This is a genomic window from Arthrobacter sp. B1805, assembly GCF_002929745.1.
Taxonomy (GTDB): Bacteria; Actinomycetota; Actinomycetes; order Actinomycetales; family Micrococcaceae; genus Arthrobacter_D.
In genome coordinates this window covers 33957-51874 of sequence record NZ_PJIQ01000013.1, presented here as the reverse complement: position 1 = coordinate 51874, position 17918 = coordinate 33957, and the positions used below count along the sequence as shown (strand labels likewise).

Below are 17918 nucleotides of genomic sequence, written 5' to 3'. Positions count from 1 at the left end.
GCGCCAATCCCCCACCGGTTCCGGTGCTGCTGCGTCCGGCTCAGTCCGCTCCGTCGTCGCTGGGGCCGAGTCCGAGCTGCGCTGCAATCCGCCCGAGCGTGTCCTCGAAGAGGACGTCGAGGTCCGCGAAGGTGTTCGGGCCGAACTGCCCGAAGACCTCGAACGACACCGCACCGAACAGTGCGGACCATGCCTGGACCGTTGCCGCGATGACGGATTCCGGCAGGGCCAGGGACAGTTGGTCGCGGATGGCCTGGTAGTCCGGTGCGAGAGCGGCCGGGGCAGGACGGTGACCGGCGCTGACCTCACCCGATCGCCAGGCGTCGTCCATGATGTGCGCCAGGAGCGTGACCACGCGCGTGCCCTGGGCCGTCGTCCTCTCGGCCGGAGCCGCGTACCCGGGAACCGGACTGCCGTACAGGAGTGCGTAGCGCGACGGCTCGCGCACTGCCCAGGCACGGACCGCCCGCGCGAGTGCGCTGAAGCGGTCGGCACCCGACGGTCCCGCTGTCGCCACGGCGTCGTCCACCTCGTCCCCGAGCTCCGTGTACGCGTCGACGACCAGCAGCGTCAGCAGTTCGTCCCTGTCGGCGACGTAGCGGTAGACGGCGGAGGACACCACGCCGAGCTCCCGGGCGACGGCGCGGAGGGAGAGAGCGGCTGCCCCCACCTCACCGAGCTGGCCGCGGCCGATCCGGGTGATGTCGTCGAGAGTCCGTCGGCGAGCACGTTCGCGGGGTGTTCCTGCCATGACCTCAGCCTCCCATCGGAGTGAGAGCAGTGTCAACAAATGAGAGCAGTGCTCTTGACTTTGTCGTCCGGCGGGTCCACTCTGGTGATGAGAGCACTGCTCTCGCTTCCGACTCCCGAAAGGCACACCATGAGCACCTATGCAGTCACCGGAGCAGGACCCGTCGGCTGGACCACCGCCGAACAGCTCGCAGCGCGGGGGGACTCGGTCCGCATCCTCACGAGGTCCGGCAGTGGTCCCGATCACCCCCTGATCGAACGACGGCGCGTGGACGCCTCGGATGCCTCAGCCCTCGAGGCAGCCGTCACAGGGGCGGCAACCGTCTTCCACTGCATCCATGCGAGCGCCTATAGCGAAGCAGCATGGAAGCGGGAGCTGCCCGCTGCCGAGGCAGTGGTGCTCGAGGCCGCAGGCCGTCAGGGCGCCGTCGTCGTCTTCCCCGAGAGCCTGTACTCCTACAGCCGGCCGGACACGGTCATGACCGAGGACAGCGAGCGGGCCGCCGACAGCGGAAAGCGCGGTGTCCGCACGGCCCTCCTGGCCGCCCGCGCCGCCTCCGCGACGGACACCGTCTCCGTCGTCGCCTCCGACTTCTTCGGTCCGCGGGTGCGCACCGCGCATGCCGGCGAGCGCATGGTTCCCGCCATCCTGCAGGGCAAGCCGATCCAGCTCATCGGCAGCGCGGACATGCCGCACTCGTTCACCTACATCCCCGATCTCGCCGCTGCGATGATCGCGGCCGCTGACCTGCCGCGAACCCGGGACAGGATCCTGCATGCTCCTACGCTCCCGGCCCTCACACAGCGCGAGCTGGTGGCCGCGTTCGCTGCGGCAGCAGGGGTTCGGGCGCCCAAGCTCCGGGGGACACCGGGCTGGACGCTCCGCGCCCTCGGCGCCGTCCTCCCATCGATGCGCGAACTGGCGGAGATGACCTACCAGTTCGACCTGCCGTTCGTGATGGATTCGACCGCTTCCACGCAGGTGCTGGGCCTGGAGCCCACGGCCCTGGATGCGGCGATCGCGGATACGCTCCTGTGGTGGCGCAGCGAACTCGACGCTGCGGTGCCGAGCGGCTCGGCATAGGCCCTGCTGCCCGCTCGCCTGCCGCGCCGGCCCGCGGCGGTCACGCCCGGCCGTGCCCCGACGGCACGTACCCGAGCCCCTTGTCCACGACGCCGGGTAGCGCTCGCCCCTCGACCCACAGCAGGAAGTTCCGCTCGAACTGCGCCGCGAGATCGTCCAGCCAGGAATCCGCGTTGCTCGCCATGTGCGGGGTGACGAGCACCGAGGGCAGCGACCACAGTGGATTCACCTTCGGCAACGGCTCGACGGCGAAGGTGTCCAGGACGGCGCCGCCGAGTGTTCCTGCCCGCAAGCGGCGCACGAGGGCGTCCTCGTCCACGAGCCGGCCGCGGCCGACATTGATGAGGACCGCGGAGGGCTTCATGGCGCCGATGACCTCCGCGCTCACGAGGTTCTCGGTCGCAGGGGTCAGGGGCGCGACCAGGACCAGCCAGTCGACGTCCTCCACCACCCGCGCCAGGTTCTCCGACGCGTGGATACGGCCGAAGTCCTCGTCGTTCTCCGCGGCGGTCCGCCCTACCCCTTCGACCCTCACCCCGACCGCCCTGAGGAGGCGTGCCGTATGACGACCGATGCTGCCCGTACCCACGACCATCGCGCGGGTCCCCGCGATATTGCGTCCCTCGCGCCACGACCACTGCGCCTCGCGCTGCTGGTCCCGCAACGGCCCGAATCCCTTGGCCGCGTGCAGCACCGCCCCCAGGACGTACTCGGCCATCGGCTGGTCGAAGATCCCGTGCGCGTTCGTCACCGTGACGTCGGAGGACACCAGTTCCGGGAAGAGCAGCTTGTCCACTCCGGCGGCTGCTACGTGCAGCCAGCGCAGGGAGCCTGCGGCATGCCAGGCCGCAGGCAGCGCCCCGGAGAAGTAGTCCCACAGGTACAGCACGTCGGCGCCGTCGAGCGCCCCGGCGAGTCCATCCGCCTGCGTGACCCGGATGTCGGCGAGCTCCGCGACGCGCCCGAGTCCCCGCACGGGGCGTGCCCCTTCCAGCACAGCGACCACCGGACGCCTAGTCATCCTGGGACTCCGCGCGGTGTCCTACCGCGCCCGCGTCCGGCACGGCGTCCGCCCGCTCATGCGGCCGGTCCCGATCATCGGGACTGACGGGCTTCGCCTCAGGATCACCGGAGGCGACGCCGCTCTCGGGGAGGTTCTCGATCGACTGGTCCCTGAGGTATCGCAGCACCACGATGGCCACCGCGGTCGTGGGAACGGCGAAGAACGCCCCGATGATGCCGAACAGGGTCCCGCCGGCGGTGACGGACGCCAGCACGACCGCCGGGTGGATCTCCAGCGTGCGTCCCACGAGCAGCGGCTGGATGAAGTTGCTCTCGAGCTGCTGCACGAGGACCACGAGCCCCAGCACGATCAAGGCCGTGACCCAGCCGTACGCGAGGAACGCCACGAGTGTCGCCACGAGGCCTGAGACGATGGCGCCCACCACGGGAATGAAGGCGGAGAAGAACACGAGGACGGCCAGCGGGATGGCCAGCGGGATATCGAGGAGGACGAGTCCGAGCCCGATGAACACGGCGTCCACGAGCGCGACGGTGGCCTGCGCGAAGATGTACGAGGACAGCGTCTTCCAGGTCCCGCCGGCGATCGTCGAGGCATGCGAGTATGCGGCTGAATTGGTCCAGCGGGCCGCCCACGGCAGGAAGCGGTCGCCGTCCTTCAGGCAGAAGAAGGTGAACACGAGCGCCAGGAGCACGACGACGGTTCCGGAGGTCAGCTCGCTCAAGCCCGTCGTGATGCCCGTGACGACGTTCCCCACGTTCGACTGCAGTTGCGTCAGGGCGGTGTCCACGATCTCGTCGAGGTTCGCACCGTCCAGGTTGAACGGTGGGCCGGCCGCGAATTCCGCGAGGCCCGCGACGTTGTCCCGCGCCAGGCCGGACAACTCGGTGATGCCGGTCGCGATGGCCGGCACCGTGAGTGCTCCGATGCCGACGACGGCGCCGATGAATCCGAACAGCGTGACGATGGCGGCGAGGACCCTTGGCAGGCCCCGGCGCAGGAACCGGTTGACCGGCCAGAGGACGGATGCGAGAAGCAGGGCGAACAGCGTGGGCAGCACGATCGACCACAGGGCCCTCGTGACGTACCAGAGGATCACGAGGCCTGCCAAGACGATGATGCCGCGGGCGGTCCAGACCGCACTGACCCTCAACCCGTCCGCGAAGGCGTGGGGCCGGAAACGGCGCGCCACCGAGGATCCGTGCGGCTCGGGCGCTGCACCCGGGTCGACGACGCCGGACGCTGCGCGAATTCTGGCTCGTCGGGGCGTTCGTCCTGGTGCAGGAGTGGAGTCGTCGGGCTTTCCGGTATGGGCGCGTGTCACCTCTTCATCCTGCCCTAGTCATGATCGCGCATGCGCGCTCCGTGTGCCTGCCCGCCCCCTACCCCGTCGCCGGATGGCGCCGGGGAACCAGCGCGGGCGGACAAACGGGCGGACAAGCTGGCGGACAGGCTGGCGGACAGGCTGGCGGACAATGGGAGCATGAGTCGAGCTTTACCAGCGCGCAGATACTCCGCGCCGGACCCTTACCCGGGATCCTCACGCAGTCGCCCGGAACCGAGGGTGTCGGGAACGACGCCGGGATCCGGCGGGTACGCGCCGCCCGCCCGGAGCACCTGATGGCACAGCAGGAGCGTGCCCGGTCCACGCGGTCCGCCATCATCCGCGCTGCTGCCCGGGTGTTCGAGGAGCAGGGCTACGGGGGCGCCTCGCTGGCCGCCGTGGCCACCGGCGCCGGGGTGACCAAGGGCGCGCTCTACTTCCATTTCGCCGCCAAGGAAGACCTCGCTGTCGCTGTCATCGAGGAGCAGCACGCGATCGCCTCCGCCGACGGTGCGCGGGTGCAGGCACTCAACCGGCCCGCTCTCGAGACGATGATCCTCACCTGCCGTGGTTTCGCCGTGCAGCTCATGGAGCACCCCGTGATGCGCGCCGGCATCCGGTTGACCTTCGAGGCTTCCGCCTTCGGCCACGATGTCCGCCAGCCGTACCTGGACTGGGCGATGCGCTTCGGCGAGCTCGCGCGGGAGGGCCAGCAGGACGGCGATCTGCGCGCGGACCTCGATGCGGAGGCTTTCGCCCTCCTCATCGTCGGTGCCTATACCGGCGTGCAGATGGTCTCCAACATCCTGACCGGCCGGCAGGACGTCTTCGACCGGCTGCGGGATCTGTGGCAGCTGCTGCTGCCCGGAGTGATGGCAGCGGACAGACATCACGACATCCCGCGCCTCGTCGCGCTGTTGAGCGAGGAGCAAACCCCGTAAACCGGTTGTCCGGTTTGTTTTGTGCGCGCGAGGGGATACTCTTCTTTTCGGCGTGGCAGGAGCTCCGTGGGGGAAGCTCCCTGCCCGATCCCGAGGGATCCCGCCTGCGGGCCACCCGCGGACGCGAACGGCGTCCGCGGGTCGCCCGCCCTGTGCCGGCACCGATGGACGAGGCGGCCGGTTTCCCCCATCTCACAGCGCCCGTCGGACTAGGGTGAGGGAAAGCCCTCCGACACAGCAAAGGTGATCATGCGCTACGTGAAACTCGGATCGACAGGCCTCGACATCTCGCCGCTCGCCCTCGGCTGCATGAGTTACGGCACTCCGGATCGCGGGAACCACTCGTGGACCCTGCCGGAGGACGAGAGCCGGCCGCTGATCAAGGCGGCCGTCGAGGCCGGCATCAACTTCTTCGACACAGCGAACGTCTACTCGGACGGATCCAGCGAGGAGATCGTCGGCCGCGCGCTGGCCGACTTCACGCGCCGTGAGGAGACGGTCATCGCCACGAAGGTCCACGGCCGCATGCACGAGGGCCCCAACGGGGCCGGGCTGTCCCGGAAGGCGATCCTGGCCGAGCTCGACAACAGCCTCCGCCGGCTCGGCACCGATTACGTGGACCTGTACCAGATCCACCGGTTCGACCCGGAGACCCCGCTCGAGGAGACCCTCGAGGCCCTGCACGACGTGGTCAGGGCAGGCAAGGTGCGCTACACCGGCGCGTCCTCGATGTACGCCTGGCAGTTCTCGAAGGCGTTGTACCTGCAGCGCCTCAACGGCTGGACGCGCTTCGTCTCGATGCAGGATCACTACAACCTAATCAACCGCGAGGAGGAGCGCGAGATGTATGGTCTCTGCGCCGACCAGGGCATCGGCGTGCTGCCCTGGAGCCCGCTCGCGCGCGGCAAGCTGGCCAGGCCCTGGGACGAGACGACGTCGCGCTCGGAGACGGACCAGTTCGGCAAGAGCCTCTACGGCACGCTCGATTCCGACCGCCGCGTCTCGGACGCCGTCGGGGCCGTGGCGCAGTCACGCGGCGTGACCCGCGCACAGGTCGCGCTCGCCTGGGTGTCGCGCAATCCCGTCGTGTCCGCGCCCATCGTGGGCGTGGGCAAGCCGCGCCACCTGGACGACGCGCTCGCGTCACTCGAACTCGAGCTGACGCAGGACGAGGTCCATGCCCTCGAGGAGCACTACGTACCTCATCCCCTCGTCGGATTCTGACGTCGCGGATCCGACGTCGGCACCCACGCCGGTCGTCACTAGGCCGACAGGCGCCATGGGCAGTGGCAGTGGCAGCGGCCAATACTCCAGGAGACGCTCGGACACAAGGGGGTGAGCGCGAGTGCAGGGGTGCTGTAGGTTGTCATCACCCTGACTCGGAAGGCACCACGATGACCATCTCCAGACGGCAGATTCTCGGCGGAGCAGGATTCCTGGCAGCAGCAGCCGCACTCAACGGCTGTGCCGGTTTCTCGGGAGGTGGGACCAACGACGGCGACGAGGGCGGGGCCGACACCCTCACCTTCACCACCTGGGGCAGTCCGGCCGAGGAGGAGGGTTTCCGCCGCGGCATCGACGCCTTCAAGGCCGCCAATGCGGGCGTGGACGTGCAACTGAACCTCGTGCCCTACGAACAGATCTTCCAGAACATCGACGCCCAGCTGCAGGCCGGCACCGCACCGGACCTGTTCCGCGTGGACTACGGCACCATCGGCGCCTACAGCAGCCAGGACCAGCTCCTCGACCTCAGTAGCTACTTCGACACCGCGGCCAGCGAAGAGTTCCTCCCCGCGATGTGGCAGGCCGTGCAGTACGACGGCAAGCCGTACGGCGTGCCCCACCAGACGGATACCTCCGCCCTCGTCTACCGCACCGATCTCTTCGAGCAGGCGGGCATCACGAGTATCCCGGACAGCCTCGAATCCGCCTGGTCCTGGGACGAGTTCCGCCAGGTCGCCGAGCAGCTCCGCGGCTCCCTCCCCCAGGATCTCTACCCCTTCGTCTACAACTGGCAGCTCGGCGGGTCCACGCGGTGGTTGAGCTGGCTCTTCCAGGCGGGCGGCCGCCTCTTCGACGAGGACCTCACCGGGCCTGCCATCGAATCCGACGCCGGAACAAAGGCCCTGGCCTTCACCCAGGGCTTCTTCACCGACGGGCTGGTCCCTCCCAGCAGCTCGGTGAAGTCCTCCACCTATGCCGACAACGCGTTCGCCGCCGGTTCGACGGCGATGGCGTTCGTGGGCAATTTCGTCCTGCCGAGCCTCGACGAGGCGGTCAAGGACTTCGAATGGGGAGCCACCTACCTGCCACGGGACGAGCGCGGTGCCTGCGATCTGGGCGGCAATGCCCTCGTGGCCACGAAGAATGCCCGCAATCCCGACCTCGCGGCGGAGTTCCTGAAGTTCATGACGCAGCCCGACCAGATGTCGGACTTCTGCGCGCGTGCCATGGAACTGCCCACCCTGAACAGCCTGGTCGGAACGGAGCTGGACTACCAGACGCGTCCGGACATCGCGGGGATCTTCGTCGAGCAGGCCACCACCCTGGAGCCCGGCGACGTCCAGCAGCTCACGTCCCCCGCCATGGCTGCGATCAACCCCAAGATGCGCGACGAACTGGAAGCCGCCTTCACCCAGGGGCAGCCCGTCGAGGAGACCCTCGCGAACATCGCGGCCGCTGTCGATGAGGCACTCGGCTGATGTCCGCCGGCACCTCCGCCCGGGAGGAGTCGACCGACACAGGGCCGCCGTCCTCCCCGGCAGCGACCTACGCCGTGCAGCCCGGGAGGACTTCCCGGCAGAGGCGGGCCACCCTGACCTCCTACGGCTTCCTCGGACCCAACCTGATCCTGCTGGGTATCTTCCTGTTCCTGCCCCTGGGCTGGGCGTTCCTCATCAGCTTCCAGGAATCGGGCGGCTTCGGGGCGAGCGGCTGGGTGGGACTCGAGAACTACCAGCGCCTCGTCGCCGACTCCACGTTCTGGCAGTCCGCGTGGAACACCGCCGTGTTCACCCTCATCACCGTCCCCCTGAGCCTGGCCCTCGGGCTGGGCCTCGCTGTGCTCATGAACTCCGTGCTGCCCGCGCGGAAACTGTTCCGCACCCTCATCTACCTGCCGATGGTGATCTCGGGCGTCGCTACCGCACTCATGGGCGTGCTGCTGTTCGACGAGGCGACGGGCATCATCAACAAGCTGCTGCGCGAGGGCGGCCTGGCTACCGTCCCGTGGCAGTCGCAGGGCTCTGCGGCCTTCGCATCGATCATCCTGGTGACCCTCTGGATCCGCGTGGGATTCAACATGGTCATCTACCTGGCGGGCCTGCAGGGCATCTCTCCCGAACTCTACGAGGCCGCCCGGCTCGAGGGCGCCGGATCCTGGCAGCAGTTCCGGTACCTCACCGTCCCGCTCGTCGGTCCGTCCACCTTCTTCCTGCTGATCATGGACGTCATCTATTCCTTCCAGGTCTTCGACACCATCTTCGTGATGACGGGTGGAGGCCCGGGACGCTCGACGTCGGTGCTCGTTACCTACGCCTACGAGAACGGATTCGTGACGCGCGACCAGAGCTATGCTGCGGCGATCGGCATCGTGATCTTCCTGCTCACCCTCGCCTTCACGGCGATCCAGTGGCGCAGTAACCGTTCACGCGACACCGCGGGATGACACGCAGGACGACCGCCCGCCCCCGGACGACCAGGACAGGGATGCCGATGGATCAACCACTTCACGCGCAGGGCGATAGCGCTCCGGCCCGGCCGGCCGCGGTCGGCGTCGGCCCCGCCGCTTTTGTTCCGCGCACCAGGCGGGTGCCACCGGCCCAGCGGGCATCGGCCGTCGCCCGCCTCGTCGCCGCGGTCGTCGTCGGACTGGTGATGATGTTCCCGCTCTACTGGATGGTCACCCTCGCCTTCTCCCCGAACGCTGACGTCTTCAGCCGCGAGCTGCGCATCTGGCCGTCCTCGTGGACGCTCGACAACTTCAGGACGGTGTTCGGCAGCTTCCCCACGGCGACCTGGTTCGGGAACTCGGTGGTGATCACCGCGATCGTCACGGTCCTGACGGTCAGCGTGAACCTGCTCGCGGGCTATGCGTTCGCCGAGCTGGACTTCCGTGGGAAAGGCGCCATCTTCCTCCTGGTGCTGAGCACCATGATGATCCCCGTGCAGGTGCTGATGGTGGCGCAGTTCCGCCTCGTCACGGAACTCGGCATCTACGGCACCTTCTGGGCCGTCATCCTCCCATCGGCGGCTTCGGCCTTCGGGATCTTCCTCGCGCGGCAGTTCATAATCGCCATACCGGACGAACTCATCGAGGCCGCGAAGGTCGACGGCGCCGGTACGCTCCGGATCTTCCTGCAGATCGTCCTGCCGCTGTGCAGACCGCTCATCGCGGTCCTCGTGCTGCTGACGGTCATGTACCAGTGGAACGATTTCGCATGGCCGCTGATCGCGCTCAAGGACAGCCAGCTGTTCACGCTCCCCATCGGCCTGCTGTACCTGCGGGGCCAGTACGGCGCTGACTACGGCGCCATCATGGCTCTGGCGCTGGTCTCGATCACGCCGATCATCATCATGTTCCTGGCCTTCCAGAAGTACTTCGTGCAGGGCCTTGCCCGCAGCGGCATCCGGTGATGGATCAGCGGGAGGGCTTCACCACCTCCGGAAGCCACCCTCGGTGCTGAGGACCTGGCCGACCATCCAGCGACCCTCATCGCTGAGCAGCCAGGCGATGAGGCGCGCAGGATCGTCGGGTTCCCCGAAGCGACCGGACGGGAAATGGTCGAGAACCTCTCGGAGTGTGTCGAGCGGGCGGTCGGCGGTGTCGTCGTCGAGGTAGCCCGTATTGACCGGTCCGGGGTTCACGGTGTTGAGCAGGATGCCCCGGTCCACGAGGTCGTCGGCCACGGACGCGGTCAGTCCGGCGAGCGCGGCCTTCGACGCAGCGTAGGCGATCTCGCCGGTCATCGGCCCGCTGACCTGGCCCGAGGTCATCCAGATGACGCGGCCGCCCTCGCGCCCATCGTGCTGTTCCGCGAAGTGCTTCGTCGCCAGGATGGTGGAGCGTGTGTTGACCTGCCAGTGCGCATCGAGGTCCGACCAGGACATATCCGCGAGCCGGCCGTCTCCCCCGCTCCTCGCGTGGTTGCAGACGAGTCCGTCGAGGTGGCCCAGGGCGTCACGTGCCTGCATGATCAGCCGCTCCCCGCCGTCGTGCCGGCCGAGGTCGATCCCTCCGTCGGCGAGGGTTGCACCGTCCTGCAATCGAGCACGGATGCCGCCGGTGACGTCCTCGATACTGTCCGCGCCCCAGGGCTGCTCGGCGTCATGCGGAGCGTAGTGGTGCAGGTAGAGGCTGGCACCCATGCTTGCGAGGCGGGACGCTACTGCGTAGCCGATGCCCTTGCGGCGGCTCACCCCTGTGACGACGAACGTACGTCCGGACAGTGCCTTCGAGGAATCCATGGCCCCAGCCTAGGTGGCACCCGCCGCTAGGCTGGAAGCACCACCTGCCGTCCAGCAACCTATCGAGGAGGCGCATGCCCACGCTGCCCGTCCGTTCCGGCCTCGCGGTAGCTGTCGTGACCCTCCTTGCGTTCGGTGCCACCGGCTGCTCGACCGGTCCGGTACTTGGCCTCCTGCGGCAGGAACAGTCCGACCAGGACATCCTGACCATCCGGACGGACCTCGACGGAGTGGACCTCGGCAGCACCCGGTTCCTCGCGCAGCGTGACGGTGTCGAGTACTTCGCGGCGACGCCGGTGCCGGGCAGCGGAAGCGACGCCGTCTGCCTGCTCGTCGAGGAGGGTATCGGCGTCGGGTTGGAGTGCGCACCGCTCGAGCGCGGAACGGCGGGGGCGACGATCCGCGACAGCAGGGTCACCGCGGTACTGCTGCCGGACGACATCGATCGGGATGCGCTGAGGCACGAGGGCTTCGAGCTGCTGCACCGGAATCTCGCGATACGTCCTGCGGATGCCGGCTGAATCGACGCACCGACAGGTGACGCGCCAGCACCCCGGCCGGACGGCCACGTCGCAAGCCCGACGTGCGCGACGGACCGGTGCTGGACACCGCCGTCCCGCACGCGCCTAGCATGGGAGGAACCGGTCAGCCCGACGAAGGAGTGAAGTCATGGCAATTGCACAGGATGACGGCGGCGAGCTGATCGTCGGTGACGTCACGCAGACCGGCGGGCGGGCGCTCGCCGTCGGACTGTCCAGCTCCGAGGACAGTCAGGGACGGCCGCTGGTCAGCGTCGGCTGGGTCGAACAGGGCGAACGCCTCGAACTCACCGTCCGGGAGGCCGAGGCGCTGCGGGACGAACTCACTCGCATCATCGAGGACGCGGATGCTGGAGCTCGGGGAACGGCTTAGGCCTGGACCTGCGAGGTCCCGACGGTGACGCGGTGGTTCTGCTCGCACTGGAAGACGGCGATCGTTCCGGCGGGAACGGGCCCCTCGGCGGGCCACTGGTCCTCGCCCAGTTCCAGCAGGTCGGAGCCGCACGTGGGGCATCGGGTGTCCATCGGTGTCATCCTCTCCTCGCATCAGGTCCGCGGCCGCCGTCGACTCCAGGCGTGCGGGTAGCGCTATCGCCCCAGTACACACCGGTTCGGTCCGACTGCGCCACGTCGCATCCGCTCTGCGGCGTGGAGGTGGACGGACGGTATGCGAAGCGCTAGGACCGACGCCCGGCGGTCGACCGGATCGCGGCGGCAGCCAGGCCGGCAGCGGCGGCGGCTACGACGACGGTCCCCCAGGGGAACGGCGGCCTGCCCCCGATGAATCGTGTGGAGGGATCCTCACCGGATCGCATGATGGGAAGCACTTCCACGCTGTGCGAGGCTCGTGCCAGCACCGAACTCGTCCCGTGCAGCAGGGGCGCCAACCGCTCCGGAGCACGCAGGACGGCATGGTCCACGAGATCGCGTGCCCGGTCGAGCACCGACAGCGGCAGAGCGGCGACCACGTTGCCGGGCGGCCGCCGGGCCACGACGGGATGGGCACGTGTCGGGGCGATGCTCCGGACTGCTTCCCAGAGCACGCCCAACACCTGCAACTCCCTCCGCGAGACCCGAGCCTGAAGCCGCGGAAACAGCGCGTCCTCCTCGTCGCGGACGTCATCGTCGAGAACCTCGACGAGCCGCGCCAGGACGTCTGCCCGTTCCGGCGAGCCGTCCTCGAGTCCCTCGAGTGTCGTTACGAGCTCGTTGACCTCCTGGTGCTCGCGTTCCACCTCGAGGGTGAGTTCATCGCCGTCGGGTAGTACCCGGCGCATGACGGGCCAGAGGACGGACTCCTCCGCGAAGGCGTGAGGGAACACCAGGCGGTAGACGTCGAGCAGCACGGAAGCCTGTGCTTCGCCGGACGTCCCGCGCAGTTCCTCGAGCAGCCCGTTGAGCTTCACATGGTCACGCTTCTGCCGCACGAGGACACTGAGCGGTCCGCCGAGCTGGTCGGTGGTCTGGTCTGCGACCGAGGTGTACAAGGACTCTCCCTGGGCTGTGAGGTTCGGGCGGGGCCGTTCCGCACCTTCTCCATCTGTACCCGCCGCCGGGTCACGGACACAGGGACACTTCGGCCTGTCGCCCCGCGGTACGGGTGCCTATAATCGGCCGGCCGGCCTCTCCTTTCGGGCCCCTCCACACGCTTGTGTGACCGGCCAGTCGGCGCCTACCATGCCATTCCCGCTGGCATACTTCCTCGGGTGGCCCGAACTATATCCCCCAGGACGCTTCCGCGAGGACCGCGATGTACCTCGGATGGGCGGTCTTCGTCGTGGTCGCCGCGGTGTCGATCATCCACGCGATACGAACGACGCGACGGCAGGAGCGCGCTGTCGCCGCTTGGCCGCGCACAGCTGCCACCGTTACCGGGCATGTCAAGGAATGGAGCAGCGGTGCTGGCGGATTGACCCCGAAGCGCCGCTATTACCTCTCATACCAGTTCGTGGACGCACACGGATTCTTCTTTGCGGGCCAGTCCGAGATCCCCAGCGCCGAGGTACTCGTTCCCGGAAGCACCATCGAGGTGGCCTATAACCCGACGAGTCCCTCCCGGTCATTCCACCAGTCGTCCCAGACCCGCCAGACGCTGGGCTGCGCCATTCCCTTCCTGGTGGCAATCGCGCTGGCCTTCTATTTCTTCATCGGCCTCTTCCCGGAATAACCATGGAGATCACGGGTGTCTTCCTGATCGTTCCCGCTCTCGTCCTCGTACTGGGTGTTCTGCTGGTGGGAGGGTCCTTGCTCGTGTCGCTCCGTCGACGCCGGGCGTGGAAGGGCTGGGCCGAGGCCTCCGGAACAGTCACCGGGGTCCTGCACGGGCCGGACGGGGTTTTCCCGCGGCCGGCATCGATTCGCGCCGTCGTACGAGTTCCTGGACCGCGCCGGTGCGCGGCGTTCCGGCCGGGGTGATGTCTTCGGGCCCTGCCAGCACATCATCGGCGCACCGTTCAAGGTGCTCTACAACACGGCGAACCCCGACCAGTCAGCAGTACCCGGCGTCCCCGCCGCCCGCCAGCGGCTGTCGACCGGACTCCTCTGCGTGCTCTTCGGCGTGGTGGGACTGGCCATGTTCCGATCTTTCCTGCAGTAGGCACAACGAGCACTGCTGCCTGTTGACCAACCCGTTCCCATCCGTTCGGGCTGCGGCTCCGAAGAGGGTGTCGAAGAGGGTGTCCAAGGGGGTGGAGCCCTCGGTAGAGAAGCATGCCTGCAGGAGGAGTTGGGTTGTGACCGTTGTCCTTACGAGGCCCCGCCACGAGGAGTACGTCGAGGCGGCGGAAGAGGCCTTCGCGCACTGCCCGGAGGTCAGGAATCTGAGCCTGGTATCGGTGGAAGCCCGCTCCGGCATGCTGACCGCGCACTTCGAAGGACGCCGGGGCGACTTCCGGGGCCCGTTCGGAATCGCGGTCCGCCTCTCCCAGGACGCATTCGAGCGGCAGCCGTCGGAGCTCGTTGCACGGGACTCCGTCCGGGAATGGGTGCACCGGAACCTCGTCACACGGGCGTCCGAGGCGTACCAGGCGAGCATCGGCCACCAGCGGGGGTACACGCCCGACGGCGTCTGGTGGCTGGTGAGGGAACGAACCGTGCCACGAGGAGCACGCTCGGCAAACGCGGCCTCACTGAACTGAACGGGGACTTCGATGGGTGAGTTCGAGTGACGGCGGAATCGATACAGGTTGCAGGAGGCAGGGGTCGGCTGACCAGACTCGACGACGGGATGATCCGCCTGACCTGGCAGCCGGGCACGATCGTGGAGGTTGAGGATGCACAGGACGTGCTGGAGAGCAGCTTCCTGTTCGTCGACAGCGTGCCCTATGCGATCCTGATCGACCTGGGCGGAATCTTCAGTATCAGCGCCGCCGCGAGTCATGCTTTCGCGGACGATCATCGTGTCCTTGCCGCAGCAATGCTGGGTGACACGCCCGTGGACCGTGTGCTGGCGGCGCAGAGCTCCCGCGCCATCCACTCGACCAGGCTCTTCTCGTCCGAGCCGGACGCCATCGCCTGGCTCGCGGGTTACCTCCTCGGGGAGTAGCCGTCGGGGCCGGCCAGGCCGGAGCGACCACCGCATGGCGGGCGGCTCAGCACGGCCACGATGCCAGTGGCGCGGAGCAGGTCCTCGACCCAGCCCGGCAGTGGCGCGGAACAGCCCGCGGTGACAGGACCGCCGCCGACCCGCCGGCGGTCCCCCGGCAGCTCACGGGCGGACGGCCCTGCCGGCCCGAGGCGATCAGCGCCTGAGTACTCGGCGAGCCAGGACGTTGCCCAGTAGCTGGACGGCCTGGACGAGCAGGACGATCACGATCACCGCGGCCCAGGTCACCACCGGGTTGAACTGCCGGTAGCCGTACTGGATGGCGAAGTTGCCCAGTCCACCGCCACCGACGCTTCCGGCCACTGCTGACATGTCGACGAGGGCTACGAAGATGAAGGTGTAGCCCAGGATCAGGGGTCCCAGGGCCTCCGGGATGAGGATGGTCAGGATGATCCGCAGGCGTCCTGCCCCGACGGACCGCGCCGCTTCGATGACGCCCGGCTGGACGGTCAGAAGGTTCTGCTCGACGATCCGGCTGATGCCGAAGGTGGCCGCGAGGGACAGCGTGAAGATGATCGCGCTGTTGCCGATTCCGGTTCCCGTGACCGCCCGGGCGAGGGGTTGGGCGGCCGCCAGGAAGATGATGAACGGGATCGGCCGGAAGATGTTGACGATGACGTTCAAGGTACCGAACACCGCGCGGTTGCCCAGGATGCTGCCGGACCTGGTGGTGTAGAGGCCGATACCCAGAAGGAGTCCGCCCAGGCCTCCGAAGAGGAGGCTCAGCCCGACGATGTACAGCGTCTCGTACGTGGCTTCCCAGAGTTGCGGGGTCAGGGGAATGAGGTCTTCCATCAGGCGAGCTCCTTCACGGCGATCCGGCCGGCCATGGTCTGCAGTGTCGAGGTGATGACGGCGTCCTGTCCGGTCAGGGCGAGGGTGAGGTGACCGAAGGCTCGTCCGCGGATGTCGTTGATCCCGCCGTAGACGAGTTCGAACTCCACGCCCGCGGCGGCCAGCTCGAGGAAGACGGATGCCTGCGAGGAGTCGCCGTCACGGAAGGAGAAGGTGACGATACGCCCGGTATGCCGCTCGCGGAGGACGGACAGTTCGTCGGGAGACGGGATTCCGCGCACCACCGTGGAGACGAACCGTCGGGACGACGCCTCGCGGGGATTGGAGAAGACGTCGAACACCTCTCCCTGCTCCACGATGCGTCCTCCGTCCATGACCGCCACCTTGGTGGCGAGGGTCTGGATGACATCCATCTCGTGTGTGATGACCACGATGGTGATTCCCAGCTCCTCATTCACCCGGCGCAGGAGCCGGAGCACTTCGTGGGTGGTCTCAGGATCAAGGGCCGACGTCGCCTCGTCCGCGAGGAGGATCTTGGGCGAGGTCGCCAGAGCACGAGCGATGCCGACGCGCTGCTTCTGCCCGCCGGAGAGCTGCTCGGGATAGTTCGAGGCCTTGTCCGCGAGCCCCACGAAATCCAGCAGCTCGGTGACGCGGGCCTGGATCTCATCCCGCGTCCTGCCCGCGACGCGGAGGGGATACGCCACGTTGTTCCAGACGGTCTTCGCGTTGAAGAGGTTGAACTGCTGGAAGATCATGCCGATGTCCAGGCGCAGTGTGCGCAACTGGCGGTCAGGGACATTCGTGACCTGGTGTCCGTCGACGACGATCTCGCCGCTCGTGGCTTTCTCGAGGGCATTGATCAATCGGACCAGGGTGCTCTTGCCTGCTCCGGAGTACCCGATGATCCCGAAGATCTCCCCTGCCTCGATGTCCAGGCTCACGTTGTCGATGGCATGGACAACGGGATCGCCGCGGCGTCCCGGGGGAAAGCTCTTGGTGACGTTCCGCAGTGAGATGAGTGGCATGGTCTTCCTAGCTGGAGTAGTAGTGTGGCCGGCCAGGATCACCGGCCGGCCACACGAAGAGGACACGAATCGTCAGCCTTGGGCCTTCGTGTCTTCCTCGACGGTGTCCAGACTCGTCTTCAGCTCCTCCGCGGGAACCTTCAGGAACTCGGCGGTACCGCCCGAGGTCTCCTGCACCGCATCGAGGACCTCCTGGGTGTCCTGGTAGATGCTCACGAGCTTGAGGTAGGTCTCGTTGTTCTCCTCGCCTGCACGGGAGGCGAAGACGTTCACATAGGCAGCCGCAGCAGGATCCGCGGGATCGTCCTTCGCGATGGCGTCGTCGAAGCTGAGCCCGGCGTCCTGGACGAAGTCATTGTTGATGATTGCCGCCGCGACGTCGGGAAGGGAGGTCGGGGTGAGCGACGCGTCCAGCGTGGTGACGGTGACCTTCGAGGCCTCTTCGTCGATGTCGTCGATCGTGGAGAACGCGCTGCCGCCGTCCTTGAGCACAACCAGTCCTGCGGACTGGAGAACGAGGAGGCCACGCGCAAGATTGCTCTCGTCATTGGGAACAGCAACAGTCGAACCCTCGGGAATGTCCTCCACCGAACCGTGCTTCGTGGAGTACAGCCCCAGCGGGTAGATCGCCGTCGATCCGACGGGGGTCAGTTCCTCGCCGCTGGAGACGTTGTAGCGCGCCAGGTAGACGAGGTGCTGGAACTGGTTGAGATCGAGGTCGCCCTCGGTCAACGCGGGGTTCGGCTGCGTGTACTCGGCGAAGTCGACCACCTCGAGGTCGATGCCCTCCTCTGCAGCGGCATCGGTGAGGATGGCCCATTCCGGGTCACTGGCCCCGACGACGCCGAGGCGCACTTTCTCGTCCCCTCCTTCGGAGCTGGCTGCCGAGGAACCGCACGCGACGGTCACTGCAAGGAACGGGACGACGGCGATAACCAAAAGCCTGCGGGAGTGAATCATTGGTCTTCTTTCTCGAACATCGGGAACGGAACGAGCAAGCCGTTGGTGCCGCCGCCGGAAGGCGTTGTGCACTTCGGAGGAACTACCCGACTGCGGCACGCTGGCTTGCTTCCATGTAGTGCGGGCGCAAACCATCACCGCTTGAGCAGCTCCGGAAACGCCGTACTTGCCAACCGGAAAATATCTCGGCGGCCGAATCTTCACCTGGAGCACCCCACTACGGGAGAGGGTTGCTGTCCAACCGGCCAGGGCCTGTGGCTGGAACTCTTGATTCTTCACCCGACGCTAATTCACGGCTCGGGACCGGTCAAAATGAACCGGCTCGCTACGTCACAAACGACGTGCACGTCCCTCGTACTGGTGGCCACACGAGGGAACTGCTATACACGGGCACCTCCGGCGTCGG

At 67.6% G+C, this 17918-nt stretch carries 22 protein-coding genes and 1 riboswitch; of the genes, 13 read left to right on the top strand and 9 right to left on the bottom strand.

All coding sequences use genetic code 11. The annotated features are described in order from the left end of the window. Nucleotides 1-40: 40 nt before the first annotated feature. Entirely contained in the window at nt 41-751 is a 711-nt protein-coding gene (locus CXQ96_RS13950; RefSeq protein ID WP_104118623.1) for a TetR/AcrR family transcriptional regulator, read from the bottom strand. A gap of 129 nt (nt 752-880) precedes the next feature. Between CXQ96_RS13950 and CXQ96_RS13945 the strand changes: the two genes are divergently transcribed. Next, nucleotides 881-1834, top strand: coding sequence for an NAD-dependent epimerase/dehydratase family protein (locus tag CXQ96_RS13945; RefSeq protein WP_104118622.1), 954 nt, complete (start codon nt 881-883; stop codon nt 1832-1834). Nucleotides 1835-1874: 40 nt separating this feature from the next. On the opposite strand, the gene CXQ96_RS13940 is transcribed toward CXQ96_RS13945, so the two are convergent. Continuing rightward, the gene (locus CXQ96_RS13940) at nt 1875-2855 is read right to left on the bottom strand and encodes a D-2-hydroxyacid dehydrogenase (RefSeq protein WP_104118621.1); all 981 of its coding nucleotides are present in this window, start codon (nt 2853-2855) and stop codon (nt 1875-1877) included. Beyond that, entirely contained in the window at nt 2848-4179 is a 1332-nt protein-coding gene (locus tag CXQ96_RS13935) for an AI-2E family transporter (RefSeq protein WP_104118620.1), read from the bottom strand. The genes CXQ96_RS13940 and CXQ96_RS13935 overlap by 8 nt, the downstream gene beginning before the upstream one ends. 20 nt (nt 4180-4199) lie before the next feature. Here CXQ96_RS13935 and CXQ96_RS13930 point away from each other — a divergent pair, with 20 nt between their 5' ends. The 5 genes from CXQ96_RS13930 to CXQ96_RS13910 all read left to right on the top strand — a co-directional run bounded on the left by CXQ96_RS13930 (nt 4200) and on the right by CXQ96_RS13910 (nt 9755). After that, the gene (locus tag CXQ96_RS13930; RefSeq protein ID WP_258059131.1) at nt 4200-5120 is read left to right on the top strand and encodes a ScbR family autoregulator-binding transcription factor; all 921 of its coding nucleotides are present in this window, start codon (nt 4200-4202) and stop codon (nt 5118-5120) included. A gap of 249 nt (nt 5121-5369) precedes the next feature. Then, nucleotides 5370-6344, top strand: coding sequence for an aldo/keto reductase (locus CXQ96_RS13925; protein WP_104118666.1), 975 nt, complete (start codon nt 5370-5372; stop codon nt 6342-6344). 170 nt (nt 6345-6514) lie between these two features. Then, nucleotides 6515-7822 (top strand): sugar ABC transporter substrate-binding protein, encoded by a 1308-nt coding sequence (locus CXQ96_RS13920; protein WP_104118618.1) that lies wholly within the window; start codon nt 6515-6517, stop codon nt 7820-7822. After that, the gene (locus tag CXQ96_RS13915) at nt 7822-8787 is read left to right on the top strand and encodes a carbohydrate ABC transporter permease (protein ID WP_104118617.1); all 966 of its coding nucleotides are present in this window, start codon (nt 7822-7824) and stop codon (nt 8785-8787) included. The genes CXQ96_RS13920 and CXQ96_RS13915 overlap by 1 nt, the downstream gene beginning before the upstream one ends. Before the next feature lie 47 nt (nt 8788-8834). Then, nucleotides 8835-9755, top strand: coding sequence for a carbohydrate ABC transporter permease (locus CXQ96_RS13910; protein WP_104118665.1), 921 nt, complete (start codon nt 8835-8837; stop codon nt 9753-9755). An 18-nt stretch (nt 9756-9773) separates the two neighbouring features. Here CXQ96_RS13910 and CXQ96_RS13905 read toward each other — a convergent pair whose 3' ends face one another. Further along, nucleotides 9774-10586, bottom strand: coding sequence for an SDR family oxidoreductase (locus tag CXQ96_RS13905; RefSeq protein WP_104118616.1), 813 nt, complete (start codon nt 10584-10586; stop codon nt 9774-9776). A 74-nt stretch (nt 10587-10660) separates the two neighbouring features. Here CXQ96_RS13905 and CXQ96_RS13900 point away from each other — a divergent pair, with 74 nt between their 5' ends. Next, nucleotides 10661-11107: a hypothetical protein gene (locus tag CXQ96_RS13900; RefSeq protein WP_104118615.1), complete on the top strand. Its 447-nt coding sequence runs from the start codon at nt 10661-10663 to the stop codon at nt 11105-11107. 148 nt (nt 11108-11255) lie between these two features. Beyond that, on the top strand, nt 11256-11498 hold the full coding sequence (locus CXQ96_RS13895) for a hypothetical protein (RefSeq protein WP_104118614.1): 243 nt from the start codon (nt 11256-11258) through the stop codon (nt 11496-11498). Here CXQ96_RS13895 and CXQ96_RS18475 read toward each other — a convergent pair. Both CXQ96_RS18475 and CXQ96_RS13890 read right to left on the bottom strand, forming a co-directional pair. Continuing rightward, nucleotides 11495-11659 (bottom strand): hypothetical protein, encoded by a 165-nt coding sequence (locus CXQ96_RS18475; RefSeq protein WP_189636310.1) that lies wholly within the window; start codon nt 11657-11659, stop codon nt 11495-11497. The genes CXQ96_RS13895 and CXQ96_RS18475 overlap by 4 nt on opposite strands. Nucleotides 11660-11802: 143 nt before the next feature. Continuing rightward, nucleotides 11803-12612 (bottom strand): hemerythrin domain-containing protein, encoded by an 810-nt coding sequence (locus CXQ96_RS13890; RefSeq protein ID WP_104118613.1) that lies wholly within the window; start codon nt 12610-12612, stop codon nt 11803-11805. Between the two features lie 263 nt (nt 12613-12875). Between CXQ96_RS13890 and CXQ96_RS13885 the strand changes: the two genes are divergently transcribed. From CXQ96_RS13885 to CXQ96_RS13865, 5 genes are all read left to right on the top strand, one after another. Further along, the gene (locus CXQ96_RS13885; protein WP_104118612.1) at nt 12876-13292 is read left to right on the top strand and encodes a DUF3592 domain-containing protein; all 417 of its coding nucleotides are present in this window, start codon (nt 12876-12878) and stop codon (nt 13290-13292) included. Nucleotides 13293-13294: 2 nt separating this feature from the next. After that, a complete protein-coding gene (locus CXQ96_RS13880) occupies nt 13295-13540 on the top strand; it encodes a hypothetical protein (protein WP_104118611.1) in 246 nt (81 codons plus the stop codon). Then, on the top strand, nt 13503-13721 hold the full coding sequence (locus CXQ96_RS19110; RefSeq protein WP_368783650.1) for a DUF3592 domain-containing protein: 219 nt from the start codon (nt 13503-13505) through the stop codon (nt 13719-13721). Before CXQ96_RS13880 ends, CXQ96_RS19110 begins: the two co-directional genes overlap by 38 nt. Before the next feature lie 136 nt (nt 13722-13857). Continuing rightward, nucleotides 13858-14262 (top strand): hypothetical protein, encoded by a 405-nt coding sequence (locus tag CXQ96_RS13870; protein ID WP_146070901.1) that lies wholly within the window; start codon nt 13858-13860, stop codon nt 14260-14262. 89 nt (nt 14263-14351) lie between these two features. After that, nucleotides 14352-14669: an STAS/SEC14 domain-containing protein gene (locus tag CXQ96_RS13865; RefSeq protein WP_104118608.1), complete on the top strand. Its 318-nt coding sequence runs from the start codon at nt 14352-14354 to the stop codon at nt 14667-14669. A gap of 195 nt (nt 14670-14864) precedes the next feature. Here CXQ96_RS13865 and CXQ96_RS13860 read toward each other — a convergent pair whose 3' ends face one another. The 3 genes from CXQ96_RS13860 to CXQ96_RS13850 all read right to left on the bottom strand — a co-directional run bounded on the left by CXQ96_RS13860 (nt 14865) and on the right by CXQ96_RS13850 (nt 17512). Next, complete coding sequence (locus CXQ96_RS13860) at nt 14865-15524, bottom strand: methionine ABC transporter permease (protein WP_104118607.1); 660 nt, start codon at nt 15522-15524, stop codon at nt 14865-14867. Continuing rightward, nucleotides 15524-16552, bottom strand: coding sequence for a methionine ABC transporter ATP-binding protein (locus tag CXQ96_RS13855; RefSeq protein WP_104118606.1), 1029 nt, complete (start codon nt 16550-16552; stop codon nt 15524-15526). The genes CXQ96_RS13860 and CXQ96_RS13855 overlap by 1 nt, the downstream gene beginning before the upstream one ends. A gap of 72 nt (nt 16553-16624) precedes the next feature. Then, nucleotides 16625-17512, bottom strand: a complete 888-nt coding sequence (locus CXQ96_RS13850) for a MetQ/NlpA family ABC transporter substrate-binding protein (protein WP_104118605.1) — start codon at nt 17510-17512, stop codon at nt 16625-16627. A 157-nt stretch (nt 17513-17669) separates the two neighbouring features. Beyond that, nucleotides 17670-17785, bottom strand: a riboswitch (SAM riboswitch). Nucleotides 17786-17918: the final 133 nt, after the last annotated feature.